Annotated in this window: 13 protein-coding genes; 8 read left to right on the top strand and 5 right to left on the bottom strand. The window is 40.4% G+C overall.

What is annotated here, in order from left to right; all coding sequences use genetic code 11:
• Positions 1 to 121: 121 nt before the first annotated feature.
• A complete protein-coding gene (locus FD724_RS25730) occupies positions 122 to 1,030 on the bottom strand; it encodes an esterase family protein (RefSeq protein ID WP_179074543.1) in 909 nt (302 codons plus the stop codon).
• A 137-nt stretch (positions 1,031 to 1,167) separates the two neighbouring features.
• Positions 1,168 to 2,133, bottom strand: coding sequence for an esterase family protein (locus FD724_RS25725; RefSeq protein WP_179074542.1), 966 nt, complete (start codon positions 2,131 to 2,133; stop codon positions 1,168 to 1,170).
• Positions 2,134 to 2,270: 137 nt separating this feature from the next.
• Here FD724_RS25725 and FD724_RS25720 point away from each other — a divergent pair, with 137 nt between their 5' ends.
• The 5 genes from FD724_RS25720 to FD724_RS25700 all read left to right on the top strand — a co-directional run bounded on the left by FD724_RS25720 (position 2,271) and on the right by FD724_RS25700 (position 7,180).
• Positions 2,271 to 3,224: a lysylphosphatidylglycerol synthase domain-containing protein gene (locus tag FD724_RS25720; RefSeq protein ID WP_179074541.1), complete on the top strand. Its 954-nt coding sequence runs from the start codon at positions 2,271 to 2,273 to the stop codon at positions 3,222 to 3,224.
• Between the two features lie 428 nt (positions 3,225 to 3,652).
• On the top strand, positions 3,653 to 4,042 hold the full coding sequence (locus FD724_RS25715; protein WP_179074540.1) for an agenet domain-containing protein: 390 nt from the start codon (positions 3,653 to 3,655) through the stop codon (positions 4,040 to 4,042).
• Positions 4,043 to 4,203: 161 nt separating this feature from the next.
• On the top strand, positions 4,204 to 4,656 hold the full coding sequence (locus FD724_RS25710; RefSeq protein ID WP_179074539.1) for a hypothetical protein: 453 nt from the start codon (positions 4,204 to 4,206) through the stop codon (positions 4,654 to 4,656).
• A 4-nt stretch (positions 4,657 to 4,660) separates the two neighbouring features.
• Complete coding sequence (locus tag FD724_RS25705; RefSeq protein ID WP_179074538.1) at positions 4,661 to 5,455, top strand: NB-ARC domain-containing protein; 795 nt, start codon at positions 4,661 to 4,663, stop codon at positions 5,453 to 5,455.
• Between the two features lie 111 nt (positions 5,456 to 5,566).
• Complete coding sequence (locus FD724_RS25700; RefSeq protein ID WP_256874360.1) at positions 5,567 to 7,180, top strand: tetratricopeptide repeat protein; 1,614 nt, start codon at positions 5,567 to 5,569, stop codon at positions 7,178 to 7,180.
• A gap of 586 nt (positions 7,181 to 7,766) precedes the next feature.
• Here FD724_RS25700 and FD724_RS25695 read toward each other — a convergent pair.
• Both FD724_RS25695 and FD724_RS25690 read right to left on the bottom strand, forming a co-directional pair.
• Positions 7,767 to 8,156: a PIN domain-containing protein gene (locus FD724_RS25695; protein WP_179074537.1), complete on the bottom strand. Its 390-nt coding sequence runs from the start codon at positions 8,154 to 8,156 to the stop codon at positions 7,767 to 7,769.
• Positions 8,143 to 8,388, bottom strand: coding sequence for an AbrB/MazE/SpoVT family DNA-binding domain-containing protein (locus FD724_RS25690; RefSeq protein ID WP_114083907.1), 246 nt, complete (start codon positions 8,386 to 8,388; stop codon positions 8,143 to 8,145). Before FD724_RS25690 ends, FD724_RS25695 begins: the two co-directional genes overlap by 14 nt.
• A gap of 97 nt (positions 8,389 to 8,485) precedes the next feature.
• Between FD724_RS25690 and FD724_RS25685 the strand changes: the two genes are divergently transcribed.
• The gene (locus FD724_RS25685; protein ID WP_179074536.1) at positions 8,486 to 9,055 is read left to right on the top strand and encodes a Uma2 family endonuclease; all 570 of its coding nucleotides are present in this window, start codon (positions 8,486 to 8,488) and stop codon (positions 9,053 to 9,055) included.
• A 122-nt stretch (positions 9,056 to 9,177) separates the two neighbouring features.
• Positions 9,178 to 11,034 carry an aspartate kinase gene (locus FD724_RS25680; protein WP_179074535.1) on the top strand — a complete coding sequence of 619 codons (1,857 nt, stop codon included), beginning with the start codon at positions 9,178 to 9,180 and terminating at the stop codon, positions 11,032 to 11,034.
• 28 nt (positions 11,035 to 11,062) lie between these two features.
• Here FD724_RS25680 and FD724_RS25675 read toward each other — a convergent pair whose 3' ends face one another.
• Positions 11,063 to 11,935: a hypothetical protein gene (locus FD724_RS25675; RefSeq protein ID WP_179074534.1), complete on the bottom strand. Its 873-nt coding sequence runs from the start codon at positions 11,933 to 11,935 to the stop codon at positions 11,063 to 11,065.
• Between the two features lie 385 nt (positions 11,936 to 12,320).
• On the opposite strand from FD724_RS25675, the gene FD724_RS25670 reads away from it, so the two are divergent.
• Complete coding sequence (locus FD724_RS25670; RefSeq protein WP_179074533.1) at positions 12,321 to 14,378, top strand: tetratricopeptide repeat protein; 2,058 nt, start codon at positions 12,321 to 12,323, stop codon at positions 14,376 to 14,378.
• Positions 14,379 to 14,529: the final 151 nt, after the last annotated feature.

Here is a 14,529-nt window from a genome sequence, read left to right as displayed (position 1 = left end):
GAGACTTTGAATTTTCCCCCTTCTCGCCACGGCTTGGGGAGCAAAAATTAAAGCCTCTCTCCCTGTGGAGGAGAGGTTTGGAGAGGGGTTCTTAAGAATAAGTTGCAGATCGCGTTAACTCCTAACTCTTAACTCCTAAATTTTTAAATTGTTCTCCTACATACGAGAGCGAATCTTTAAGGTGTTTATGGAAGTAGTTCCAGCCTATATCAGCACCAGACAAACCATGACCTCCTGGAAACGCATAAAATACGTGAGCAATGCCTAATTTATTTAAGGTTTCGTTGAAGGCTTTAGTAGAAGCCAATAAATTAGTATCATTCAAACCTGCATCCAAGTAAATATGCAATCGCTTCCTATCTTGAAGCGGTAGCTGTTGCACGATTTGTTGGGGACTATTTTGTGAACCGCTATTATCGGTAAAGTAACCGCTATGGCTAAACAGAATGTGGAAGTTGTTAAGATAGCGTAACCCGATATTAAATGCCCCCCATCCCCCAGAAGACAGACCTCCCAGCGCCCAAAACTGGGGTTCTTCTAAAGTGCGGTAGCGAGACTTGATAACTTGCACTAATTCAGAACCAATCAAAGTCCCGATTTTGCCATTTGGCCCATCAAAGTAATCAGGATCGTAGAAAGGACTGGAACCACGATTATCATTACCATCAGGTGTAATCACAATTGATGGCGGTAATTTTCCATTTTGATAAAGTTGATGAAGTACATCTAAGACTGCATACTTGTTAGCATAAGCACGAGCATCATCATGACCACCGTGCAATAAAAATATCACCGGGTAGCGCTTTTGCTGATTTTTATCATAATCAGGCGGCAAAATCACGCCATACTTGCGGACTGCACCCATCGCTTGCGAGTTGAAGGTTGCTAATTGAAACTTTAGCCCAGTCTTTGCCACTCTTTGGGGTGGATCTAGTTGCGGCGCACCTAAGATAAAGACATAATAATAACCAGCAGTAGTTAGGAGTGCGATCGCTCCTAGTAAACTAATTAACAATTTAGAAATTTTCATATTTTTTTAGGGTTAGAAAAATCACCTCCGTTAGAACTTACTATAGTGAATCTGCTTAAGAATGGCAGTAGAGTTTTCCACAGTGATATTTAAATATCAACGGATTTACAAAATAGTATTATTTATCCTGGCGATCGCTAAGGATTTTTATTATTAATACCCACATTACGAGCCATACTTGCCATTTCAGCAGATTTAAATTGTTCGCCTACAAACGTCAAAGAATCGGCTAAATGTTCCCGCCAGTATTGCCAAGTATGGCTGCCAGGAAATTGACGAAACAAATTATAAATTTTTAGGTTATTTAGTACTTTAGAGAAATTTTTAGCTTCATCGATTTCTTCAATATCTGCTTTGCCTGAATCTAAGTAAATTCGCAATCTTTGTTTAGCTGGTGTGGGAATGCTTTTGATATAAATTATCGGGCTATTTGTTGGGCCGCTTTTATCATTAAAATAACCACTATGACTAAATAAAATTGAGAAATGATTTACATTGTGTAACCCGACATTCATTGCACCCCAAGCACCAGAAGATAAACCACCTATTGCCCAAAAATCTGGATTAGTTAGTGTACGATAACGACTTTGCACGACTTTTACTAATTCATCACCTACGGCTGTGGAGACTTTCCCGTTAGGGCCATCAATATATTCGGGATCTCGGTAGGGACTAGAGCCACGTTTGTCGTTACCATCTGGTGTGATAATAATGCTAGGTGGCAGCTTACCTGTAGTATAAAGTTGTTCCACGGTCTTGAGAGCTTCTCCCTTATTCTGAATAAACCAATCACTGGGATTACCATGTCCGCCGTGGAGGAGAAAGATTACAGGATATCTTTGTTTTGGGTTTTGTTCATAGCCAAGGGGTAAAGAAACGCCGTAAGTGCGATTTGCACCCATTAATTGACTATTGTAGGTTGCAATTTTGTAGGTTAAGTGAGTAGCTGAGTCGCCAGTATTAGACTTTGTTGAAAGAACAGAAGGAGTTGTTTTTAAATCTTGCTGTAGAGGTGGTTTTGCTACGACATTTTGCGATAAATTACAGCTAACTAGGGTTAATACTGAAACTAGCAAGATAATTTTTGATTGTTTGTAGTTCATCTTTGCAGGTCATTGGACAGTCTGTGCTGGCAACCATTAAGTTTACGGAAGTAAGTTGTCAATGTTGTGTCAAGAGGATGTAAACTTTGCGACTTGTTGTAAGTTAAAAGTCAAGAGTTAGGATAAGTTTCTTCACGATGCTTAAAAAACTGCAACTGAATTTCAGCACACTGTTTGGCTTATCATTGCTGGTGCTTTCCCTGTGGGCGATCGCTAACGAACTGCATGAGTATAATTATCGTGACATCCTCAACTCTCTAGCTGCTATCCCCAAAAGCCGCTTAAGCTGGGCAGTTTGGCTGACAGTCTTGGGCTATCTAGTGATGATTGGGTACGATATTTTGGGTTTTAGTTACATTAATCGTTCCCTAAACTGGAACAAGATTGCTTTAACCAGCTTTATTAGCTCGGCGTTTAGTAATACTATAGGTTTTGCTTTGCTGACTGGCAGTGCTATCCGTTATCGATTTTATGCTACTTGGGGAGTGCCAGCAGTTGCGATCGCTCAAGTAATTGCTTTCGCCAATTTTACTTTTTGGTTGGGCATGTTTGCGGTTGCAGGTTGCTTATTCCTCATCAATCCCCTGAAAATTCCTACTCAACTACATTTACCTTTTGCTACTGTGCGTCCCATCGGCGTGATTTTTCTGCTATTGGTTGCTAGTTATTTGCTAGGAAGTCTTTTTATTAAACAACCTTTAATAATTCGTGGGCAAGAATTTAGATTTCCTGATTTTAAGATATCCCTTATTCAGATAGCAATTTCTGGTCTTGATTGGATTTTGGCAGCAGCAATTCTTTATGCAGTGCTTCCCACTAATATATCTTTGTCTTATCTGGATTTTTTGGGTATCTATTTGCTAGCGATGTTTGCAGGTGTTGTTAGTAATGTCCCCGGTGGTTTGGGAGTATTTGAAACTATAATTTTGCTGATTCTCTCATCCCAAGTTTCGGCGGCGGCAATTTTGGGGTCAATGTTAGCTTATCGGGGAGTCTATTATTTTTTACCTTTGCTAGTAGCATCGGCTTTGCTAGGGATTTATGAAATTAGATTTAGAACCCGTAATTTAAAAAATATTAATAAACTGTAAATTGTAGTTTCAGTATTAACACTAACAATTAGAACCCCGACTTCTTAAAGAAGTCGGGGTTCTGAGACTTTTGACTAAGAGGTTGTTTGAAAAGTGTTTCGCTATGAGCTTAGGCACTTTTGATCCCCCCTAACCCCCCTTAAAAAGGGGGGAACCGGAATCAAAGTCCCCCTTAAAAAGGGGGACTTAGGGGGATCTAAAACTATTTGATATCGACAAAAAGACTTTTCAAATATCCTCTAAGTAAAATTTATAAAATCTCTTAATTTTAAATATGATATCTTCATAAATAACGGCGAAAATTCATAATTTTTGCTGAGGCGATTGCTAATTTGATTCCATCACAATAGTAAGAGTTAATGGAAATTTTTAATTAGATTTTCATCAATCACAATCAAAATTCCGTTTTACTGTTTGAGGATAGAATCATGAAAAATAAAGTATTGTTTGGTGCCATATTCATGGCAACTTGGGTAGGCACATTGATTCCCAGTGCTTTTGCTGCTTCACCCTGTTCTGTAGGACAAAAGGCTGAGGTTCTTTGGAAGGAAAAATGGTATCCAGCAACGGTACTTAAGGTTAATGATGATAATTGCTATATTACTTATGAAGGTTATGATAGTTCCTGGAATGAATGGGTTGGTGCTGAACGCTTCCGGGCATCATTTGAAGTTGGAGATGCAGTGAGAATTTTGTGGAAGCGGAAATGGTATAAAGGGCAGGTTTTAGAAGTTAGTAACGATCTTTATAAAATTACTTATGATGGCTACGATAGCTCTTGGGATGAGTGGGTTGAACCTTCCAGAGTAAGCAGATAGGGTATATTTTACTATTTATAAGTCTAAAGGGACGATTTCACTTGTTGAAGTCGTCCCTTTAAATTGTTTTATAGTTTATTCTGCTATTTGCTCTTTATTACCTCTTTAGAGACTGTTAAACTGAGAACCATAAGTAAAATTTCGTATATTTTGGCAAACTTATGGAGCCAGTATCGCTGACAGCAGCTGCGATCGCAACTTTGGTAATCATCAAAGCCTTTGAAAAAACTGGGGAAATCATCGGTGAAAAGGCTTGGAACGAAGGCGAAAAGTTGTTAGTTCTGCTGAAACGCAAGGAACCTAGCACGGCGAAGGTTATCGAACAGGCTAAAACACAATCTTTAGATTATGGTCAAGCTTATCTCATTGGGCAGCAAGTAGAGGAAGTGGCAAAGAAAGATCCTGAGATTGCTCAAGCTGTTGAGGCTGTAGCCAATGAAGCACAAACGCAGATTAATCAAATAGTTATAAAAGAAATTCAGGTAAAAGGTAAGGCTAAAGTCGGCAATATAAATTTGTCAGCCACAAGAGACGGTTCAGTGAATCAAGAAGCGGTGGTTGATTCTCAATTTGCCGGCGATCTTGACCTTGGTAATGTGGACATGAAAGCCTAAAATCATGAGCAAAAATCACAGCCCAGAAGAAATTTTACAGAGCATTCTTCAGAATGTACAAGTAGGCGGCAATCTGTCTACAGGCAATATTACCCAAACAATAATTGAGAATTTGCTGGTCTTTATTTATCAGTACGAATCTTTTAAGCCTAAAGAAATTCCTCAAAATATTCCTCGTGGTAGCACAGTCAAGTTTGTCGGACGTGCTGATACTTTAGTAAATCTGCACGACAGGCTACAACACAGTTCTCAAGTGGTGATTGCTGCGATTGAGGGTATGGGAGGAGTTGGGAAAACAGAGTTAGCAACTCAGTATGCACTGATTCACCTGCTACTCAACACTTATCCTGGTGGTATCTGTTGGTTACGCGCTAGAGATGAAGATATTGGGCTTCAGATATTGCAGTTTGCTATAGCTAAGTTAGGACTAAAACCACCAGAAGATTGGGATTTACCACAGCAAGTTGATTTCTGTTGGTCACGCTGGCACGATGGGAATGTGTTGGTAGTGCTGGATGATGTCAACGATTACCCCAAAGTAGAACAATATTTACCACCACAATCACCCCGGTTTAAGCTGCTAATTACCACCAGGTTACAGTTAGATTTTCCCCAGTCATTTACTCTAGATGTTTTAAGTGAGTCGGCAGCACTGGAACTTTTACAAGAATGGGTGGGAGCAGAAAAAGTCGCACAGGAATTAGAAAATACCAAAGAAATTTGTCAGCGTTTAGGTTGTTTGCCTTTGGCGCTGAATTTGGTGGGGAGGTATGTCAGGGCGAACGCACGGGATTTCTGAAACCCTTGCTGGGCAAGGATCTTGATGAAAAAATAGGCTAAATTAAAAAACGCCAAAACCCTTGCTATTAAAGGATTCTTATACTTTAGATGCGTTTGCCCTGGGAGGTATGTGAAAAAGCGGAAAATTTCTTTAGCAGAAATGTTGCGGCGGTTAGAAGAAAAAAAGTTAACTCATGAGTCTTTAGCACGGGATGAAAAAGACCGCACTTGGACGCTAAATGTAAAACGGGGTGTTGCTGCTGCTTTTGAGTTAAGTTGGGACGAATTAAGTGATGATGCCAAGGAGTTAGGTGTTTTACTGAGTTTATTTGCTTTAGCTCCGATTCCCTGGAGTCTGGTAGAAAGTGTCGAAACTGGGAAAAATATTGAACAATTGGAAGGTAGTAGAGTTGAGTTAAAAGATTTGCATCTGCTTCAAGGTAAAGACAGCTATCAACTACATCAACTCATTCGGGAATTTTTTCAACTCAAACAGGCTAAGTTTAATCAAGTAGTAGAGGAATTAAAGCGAAATTTTTGCAAGGTAATGGTAGAAATTGCTAAAGATATTCCTGACATTTCCACACTTCAGCAAATCAACAATGTCACCGCCGCCATACCTCATATAGCTGAAGTAGCAAATAATCTCATTCAATATGTCAGTGATGATGATTTAATTTGGTCATTCCTCGGCAACGCTCGATTTTATAAAGGCCAGGGATTGTATGACAAAGCAGCACCTTGGTATAACCAGTGTATAAAAATTACCCAAAAACGCTTGGGAGAAGAACATCCAGATGTCGCACAAAGCCTCAATAACCTAGCGGTACTCTATCGTTTGCAAGGCAAATACAGCGAAGCCGAACCCCTTTACATCCAAAGTTTGGCACTCAGGCGCAAGCTGCTAGGAGAAGAACATCCAGATGTCGCCACTAGCCTCAACAACCTAGCGGTACTCTATAGTTTCCAAAGCAGATACAGCGAAGCCGAACCCTTTTACATCCAAAGTTTGGCACTCAGGCGCAAGCTGCTAGGAGAAGAACATCCAGATGTCGCAGAAACCCTCCACAACCTAGCAGGAGTCTACAACTTACAAGGCAGATACAGCGAAGCCGAACCCTTTGCTATCCAAGCTTTGGCACTCTACCGCAAGCTGCTGGGATATGAACATCCATTTGTTGCACAAAGCCTCAACAACCTAGCGTTAATCTACAGCTTCCAAAGCAAATACAGCGAAGCCGAACCCCTTTTGATTGAAGCTTTGGCACTCACGCGCAAGATGCTGGGAGATGAACATCCAGATGTCGCACAAACCCTCAACAACCTCGCATTACTCTACAACTACCAAGGCAGATACAGCGAAGCCGAACCCCTTTACATCCAAGCTTTGGAACTCAAACGCAAGCTGCTGGGAAATGAACATCCAGATGTCGCCACTAACCTCAACAACCTAGCATATCTCTACCGTGACCAAGGCAGATACAGCGAAGCAGAACCCCTTTTCATCCAAGCTTTAGCACTCAGGCGCAAGCTGCTGGGAGATGAACATCTAGATGTCGCACACAGCCTCAAGAACCTAGCAGCACTCTACTGTGACCAAGGCAGATACAGCGAGGCTGAAGCCTTGTACATACAAGCATTAGATATTTTTGAGCGACGGTTAGGTGCAGATCATCCTAATAGTGTTACTGTGCGTCAAAATTTAGCAGATTTGCGCGATCGCCTCCCTCCAAATCCAGAATAAGCTAGTTTTGTGCAAAGCGTACCGTGATAAAACTGAAAAGTGCGATCGCGATCGCGATCGCGTACCGTTCCGAATGAAAGGTATCGCCTAGACTGAAATTCATATTGAGTTAAGTAAAAATGCCTGATTACTTATGCAAAAGCAGCTTTTACTTTCTCAAAAGCAGCTTTTAATCTCGCATTTTAGTGTTTTCCACAAACGAAAGCAACTTTTACTTCTTTAAAAGCAGCTTTTAATCTCGCATTTTAGTGTTTTCCACAAACGAAAGCAGCTTTTACTTCTCCAAAAGCAGCTTTTAATCTCGCATTTTAGTGTTTTCCACAAACAAAAGCAGCTTTTAGTTTCTCATTTTAGTGTTTTACGCAAGCAAAAGCAGCTTTTCTTTCTCAAACCCCAGTTTGCTTTCTCATTTGGGTAATTTACGCATTCATTTTGGTATATTATTTAGCCGAAAACTGGCGTAGGCGTAGCCCGTCGGAGACATCGCTCTAGAAAATAAGTGTAAATCTACAAGCGATCGCATTTATGTGGTTGTAAATGATGGAGAGCGTAGGCGTAGCCCGTCGTAGACATCGCTATATAACCACTACTCAAATAAATCAAATCCCTTTTCACTTCTCAACTTTCTATCAAATGTCACAGTTGAACTACAACCAGAATCTTGAGCAATCGCCCCAATTAAATAATCAGAAAAATCTGCACTTCCCTGCTTAAATCTTTGTAATGCTTGATAAACTAAAGAGCGATTTTCTAGCTCAAATACTGAACATTGCACCATTAATTCGATAGTGTTACTAATTTCTTCCCTACTAAATTGATAAGTATTACTCCGTAAAACCCAAACCAATTCACAAAGAACTATATTAGCAACAAAACATTGCTCTCCCCCTTCGATAATTTCAGCAGCTTGCTCCCACTGCTTTTCATCATCTTTTGTCAAGTAGCGCACTAAAATATTTGTATCAAGTCCAATCACTTGAGCCTTCTTTAATTGCAGTTTCCATTTCTTCTAAAGTTGCGCTTTTCATTCCCGGACGGTGTAAAATCCCTGATAAACTTTTGATAGAGATATTCAGGGGAATTAATTTAACTATTCCATTTTCATCAATGACAAAATCAACCTTACTACCTGTATCAAGGTTAAGATAATCCCTAATTTCTTTAGGAATAGTTACTTGCCCTTTAGTGGTGATGGTAGCACTAGCCATTATCCACGTTCCTTACATAAGTTCCTTACTTGATTATAAGGTCTACTGCACCTAACGCATCGCCACAAGTAAATCGGCACAATAAAACCTTTAAAATATGATTGCCTCGCCCCAACAAAACTACCTCACTGCTGAAGAATACCTCCAAATGGAGGAACAGAGCGATATCAAGCATGAATATATAGACGGTTACATCTATGCAATGGCTGGAGCGCTAGATCCACACGTTACCATTGCTCTTAACCTGGCATCTCTCCTCCGTAATCATGTGCGCGGCTCTGGTTGTCGTGTTTACATCGCTGACATGAAAGCCCGAATTGAATCTCTGAATCGCTTTTATTATCCCGATGTGATGGTTACTTGCGATCAACGAGATCAAGAAACGCCAGGTTATAAAAGATTTCCCTGTTTAATTGTCGAAGTTTTATCTAATTCTACCGAAGCCTTTGACCGGGGCGACAAATTTGCCGATTATCAAACACTGGAAAGTCTGCAAGAGTATGTTTTAATTAATACAAAACGTCAGCGAGTCGAGTGTTTTCGCCGCAATGAGCAAGGGTTGTGGGTTTTACAATCCTATACAGCAGAAGATAAATCATTTAGACTCAACAGCGTGGATTTTGAGGAAACAATGGCAGCACTTTACGAAGATGTGGTTTTTGAATAATCAACTCATAATTGGGTATGCTACACAATTTTTAGTAAACTAAATATCTATTAATATCTTCAAGGCTTCCTAACCCGGCGGAGGCATTGAGCAAAACAGACACAATTGATTGCATAAAAGTTATGGCGCTCATAGTTCAGAAATACGGTGGTACATCTGTCGGTTCAGTGGAACGCATTCAAGCTGTCGCACAGCGTGTTTATAAAACTGTCCAAGCTGGAAACTCTCTGGTAGTAGTGGTTTCAGCAATGGGCAAAACCACCGATGGACTCGTCAAACTAGCTAATGAAATTTCTTCCAATCCAAACCGCCGGGAAATGGATATGCTGCTTTCTACTGGCGAACAAGTAACCATTGCCTTACTCAGCATGGCTTTGCAAGAACTCGGACAACCAGCAATTTCTATGACTGGCGCTCAGGTAGGAATTGTTACCGAAGCTGAACACAGCCGCGCTCGGATTTTGCATATTGACACTACTCGCCTCTGTCGCCACATAAATGCAGGTAAAGTAGTTGTTGTAGCAGGGTTCCAAGGCACATCCAACGCCGGAGAGATGGAAATTACGACTTTGGGGCGCGGTGGTTCTGACACTTCGGCGGTAGCGATCGCAGCCGCATTACGAGCTAATTTTTGTGAAATTTATACAGACGTTCCAGGGATTCTAACTACAGACCCCCGCTTAGTAGCCGAAGCCCAGTTGATGGATGACATCACCTGCGATGAAATGTTGGAACTAGCTAGCTTGGGCGCAAAAGTGCTGCATCCCCGTGCTGTAGAAATTGCTCGTAACTATGGTGTTCCCCTTGTAGTTAGGTCTAGCTGGACAGATCAACCAGGTACTTGGGTAACATCAGCCAAACCCCAAGGGCGATCGCTAATCAATCTAGAAATTGCCCGTCCGGTGGATGCTGTAGAATTTGACACCGACCAAGCAAAAGTAGCATTGTTGCGCGTACCCGATAAACCAGGTGTAGCAGCCAGGTTATTTGGCGAAATTTCCCGACAAAAAGTAGATGTAGATTTGATTATTCAGTCTATTCATGAAGGTAACAGTAATGACATTGCTTTTACTGTCACCACCCCAATCTTAAAACGGGCAGAAGCAGTAGCCGCTGCGATCGCCCCAGCCCTGAGAAATCCATCTAACCCCAAATCTGATGAAGCCGAGGTAATGCTAGAACATAACATTGCCAAAGTCAGTATCGCAGGCGCAGGAATGATTGGCCGTCCCGGTGTGGCTGCAAAAATGTTCGCTACCTTAGCTGAAGCTGGCGTGAATATTCAAATGATTTCCACCAGCGAAGTGAAAGTAAGTTGCGTAGTCAACGCCGCCGAATGCGATCGCGCCGTCACCGCACTCCGCACCGCCTTTGAAATAGAAGCAGGGGAGCAGGGGAGCAGGGGAGCAGGGGAGAGTGCATGTATAGATTCCCCTCTGCCCCTGTGCCCCTCCGCCCCCCTGCCCAATTGTCCTCCCGTTCGCGGTGTTGCTTTAGATTTGAATCAAGCGCGTCTCGCTATTCGCCAATTACCAGATCGTCCGGGGATGGCGGCGAAGTTATTTGGATTATTAGCGCAACACAATATCAGCGTTGACATGATTATTCAATCTCAGCGCTGTCGGGTGATTGATGGTGTTCCCAGGAGAGATATTGCTTTTACAGTCTCGCGGATAGACGGGGAAAGTGCAAAAAAAATGCTTACCCAAGTAGCGGCAGAGTTAGGATGGGGTGAAGTTGTTTTAGATAGTGCGATCGCTAAAGTGAGTATTGTTGGTGCAGGTATGGTAGGACAACCAGGTGTTGCTGCCAAAATGTTTGAAGCGCTAGCCCAACACCAAATTAATATTCAAATGATTGCTACCTCAGAAATAAAAATTAGTTGTGTCGTAGCACAAGAGCAAGGTGTTAAAGCTTTGCAAGCCATTCATGCCGCTTTTGGACTAGCTGGTAGTGAGAAAGTTGTCGTGCCAGCATAGAACTAAAGTTTGAATTTTAAATTGCTGATTATCTATCTTTGAAATGCCATTTTTCCATCATGGCTACTATTTCTGAAAGCCGGCGTTCACCACACCAAACTAAATCAAGTTTTTTAAGTTGTTCAAGACTTATACCACCCTCTTCTTCAGCAATGCGGTGATATTCTTTATCTCCCATTGCTGCTAATAAATGCCCAAAAATAATCATTTCATCGAACTGGGGATTTGTCTCTGGATCGTTCAAAATTGCCATTGCTCGTTCTTGCGACAATCCTTGGAGAGCATTGACAATAAATCGTGTGGGAAAGTCCGCATCTTTAAGTTGAGGATGACGCGATACTAATCCAGCCAACAGCACTCCTAGATAAGCAGCTGCTTGAGAATTACTCAGTAACTCCATTTGTTGAATGGCAATCTCAGTCAAATTGGTAAAAAATGCACAACCTAACTGCTGTTCGATGGTGGTAACTGGATCTAAAACTAGCGAGGATTCTAACTGTGCCTCAAATGCTGCCTGATGCTCCTGGTGCAATTCGCTAAGTAAGACTTGCTTGGCGCGATCGCCTATAATAATACTGCGATCGCGCCCAGAGCTAAAGTCTTTGCCCGGTTCCAAACCTTTACTCACTAGAATTTTAAAGACGTTACTTTGAGCTTTTCCCTCCATCTGTTCATATTGGGCTTGTCCAAGAAAAATTTGACAAAACCAACTGTGGCTGTCAGCATCGCATTCAACCATTACCTCATTAACAATCAAATCAGTTAACTTTTCCGCTCTCAAAATGCTTTGTAAATCTACAACTAAGCTATTAATTGCAGCAATGTCGCGGTCATTGAGCGCCTTGAGAAATTGACGCTTCGCAGTAGCTACCAAGGCTTTTTTTCGCCCAAATACGTTCATTTTGGATTTCTTATATGTTATATGGGGTTATACATAATTAAAACTGCTATTTTTTTACCCTATTTGAGGATTATCTGTCATGAGTGGCATTGCTGAATAGTCCCAATCAAAATATCCCTCCCCTATGGATTAACTTTTTTTCCCAAGCCTCGTTGAACTCACAAATTTTACTTAAGTCTGTTAATATATAACCGTACTAAATCAATAACATTCTTTTAATAAAAATAAATATTACTAGCAATATGCAGCATTAGCTAGTAATTAATACTTTTACCTGCCACAATGGCATTGATTTGTTTTAACTAAATATTTTTTCAAAAAAAATAGTTACCAGTAATAACACGTAAGCTATAATCAAACAATTTATAAGACTATATTGATATTGATGCCTATTCATTTACTAGATGGCCGTTACCTAATACTGAAAGTTCTGAATGATGGGGAAAAGGCAAAAACCTATCTAGTTGAAGATGCGAGTCTTCCTGAGAGCCAATTTGTAGTCAAGCAGTTACGTAGTCCTAGCGGCAATTCTCAAGCTTTAACTATCCTGCCTCGCTTGTTTGCCAGTAAAGCAGAAACTTTAGAAAAACTAGGGCAAGAACACGACCAAATTCAGAAGCTAATTGCTTATTTTGAAGAAAACGAAGAATTTTATATAGTCCAAGAATTCATCCCTGGTAATCCTTTTACTGAGGAAATTATCCAGGGACAAACTCTCAGGGAAGACCAAATAATTTATCTTTTATCAGAGATATTAGAAATTTTGGTGATTGTACATAGCTTAGGTGTTATTCACCGGAATATTAAACCAGCAAATATTATTCGCAGAGAGTCAGATAAAAAATTAGTGTTGGTTGATTTTAGTAATTTTAATGAAGCCATCACTAATAATGCTGAAAATCTCGAATATATGCCTATAGAACAAGTTAACAACAATGTTAAATATAACAGTGATATATATACTTTAGGTATGGTTGCGATCGCAGCAATTTTAGGTTTATCTGCAAACGAAATATCTAATTTGCAAAATCAAAAAAAGCGCCTGACTGGTGAAATACTTTGGTATAACAAAAATCTAAAAATCAGCAAAAAGCTAGTAAAAATTATCAATAAAATGGTGCGTTTGGACTATCGGAAGCGCTACCAGTATGCAACCGAAGTTTTAGATGACCTGAAAAAGTTAACAGATGTTGAAGTTCCGCAAAAACAGCCGGCTAAAAAATTATTAATAGTTTTGGCTGGGATAGCTGGCTTAATCCTACTTGGTGTAGGAGTGCGGTTTTTAAATTCGCCAAAACCTATAAGTAATGCTCAAAAAGAATTATATCAAGAAGGGCTAGATAAATATGATGCAGGAAATTATGAAGGAGCAGTTAAAGATTTCAATCACGTTATTGAATTAGATCCAAAAAATGCTTTAGCTTATAATAAGCGAGGCGATGCTTATTATCGATTAGGAGACTATGAGCAAGCACAAGCAGATTCTAGTCAGGCCATTTTACTCAATCCTCAAGATGGTAATGCCTATTTTGACCGAGGGTTTGCTTTTTCGGAATTAGGCAAATACAAAGAAGCGATCGCAGACTATACTCAAGCGATTAAGTTAAACTCTGATGATGCTTATGCTTACTATGGGCGAGGGTTAACTCGTGTTCAATTGAAAGATAATAAAGGGGCAATCGGAGATTTTAGTAAAGCGATTTCCCTCAAGCCTCAATATACCGAAGCCTACTTACAGCGTGGCATTATCCGCCGTCGCCTCAGACTCAAGCAAGGGGCAATCGAAGATTTTGATACAGTGATTAAGATTAATCCTAGTGATGCCAAAGCTTATTATCAAAGGGCTTTAACTCAATCTATTAATAAACAAAAATATGCAGCCCTTAAAGATTACACTGATGCCATTAACATTAATCCAAAATATATAGAAGCATATCTTAATCGAGGTGATGTTTTCAGCGATCTGGGAAATAAAGTCGAAGCCACTGAAGATTACAATACTATTTTACAGATTGACCCTAAATTTATTGCTGCTTATATTCACAGAGGTATTCACCGCTTTTCTTTCGGAGATTATAAAGGCGCTATTGAAGATTACAGCGAAGCTCTGAAACTAGATCCTAATAATATAGCAGCTTACAACAATCGTGGTAACGCTTATCTTGAACTGGGAAATAAAAAAGCTGCCAATCAAGATTATTCACAAGCGATCGCAATTAATGCTAACAACGCCTTAGCCTACTATAATCGGGGTGTGATTCGCACCAAGCAGAAAAATAAACAGGGAGCGATCGCAGATTTTAAAAAAGCTGCAAAACTGTTCCAGCAGCAAGGCGAAAAAGATAGTTATCAAGATGCACAGAGAGAAATTGCAATTCTGCAAAATAATTCAGTACCAGCGAAAGCTTCTCGTCCTAAATCGGGAAAAATGGAAAAAAACTGAGCTATGACTCAATACAGTTATATCATTTGATGATGATACTTTTTATACTATCAGCCCAATATGTCTCAATCCGCTTAGGTTAAGACTTTATCCTCCTTAATGGGGCTTAATTCGCTGCTTTTTAAGCCCTACTTTTTAATGGGTTGGGGGG

Source organism: Nostoc sp. C057 (genome assembly GCF_013393925.1).
GTDB classification, from domain to species: domain Bacteria; phylum Cyanobacteriota; class Cyanobacteriia; order Cyanobacteriales; family Nostocaceae; genus Nostoc; species Nostoc muscorum_A.
Note: the sequence above shows the minus strand (reverse complement) of the source record. Positions and strands in the feature narration are given on the sequence as shown.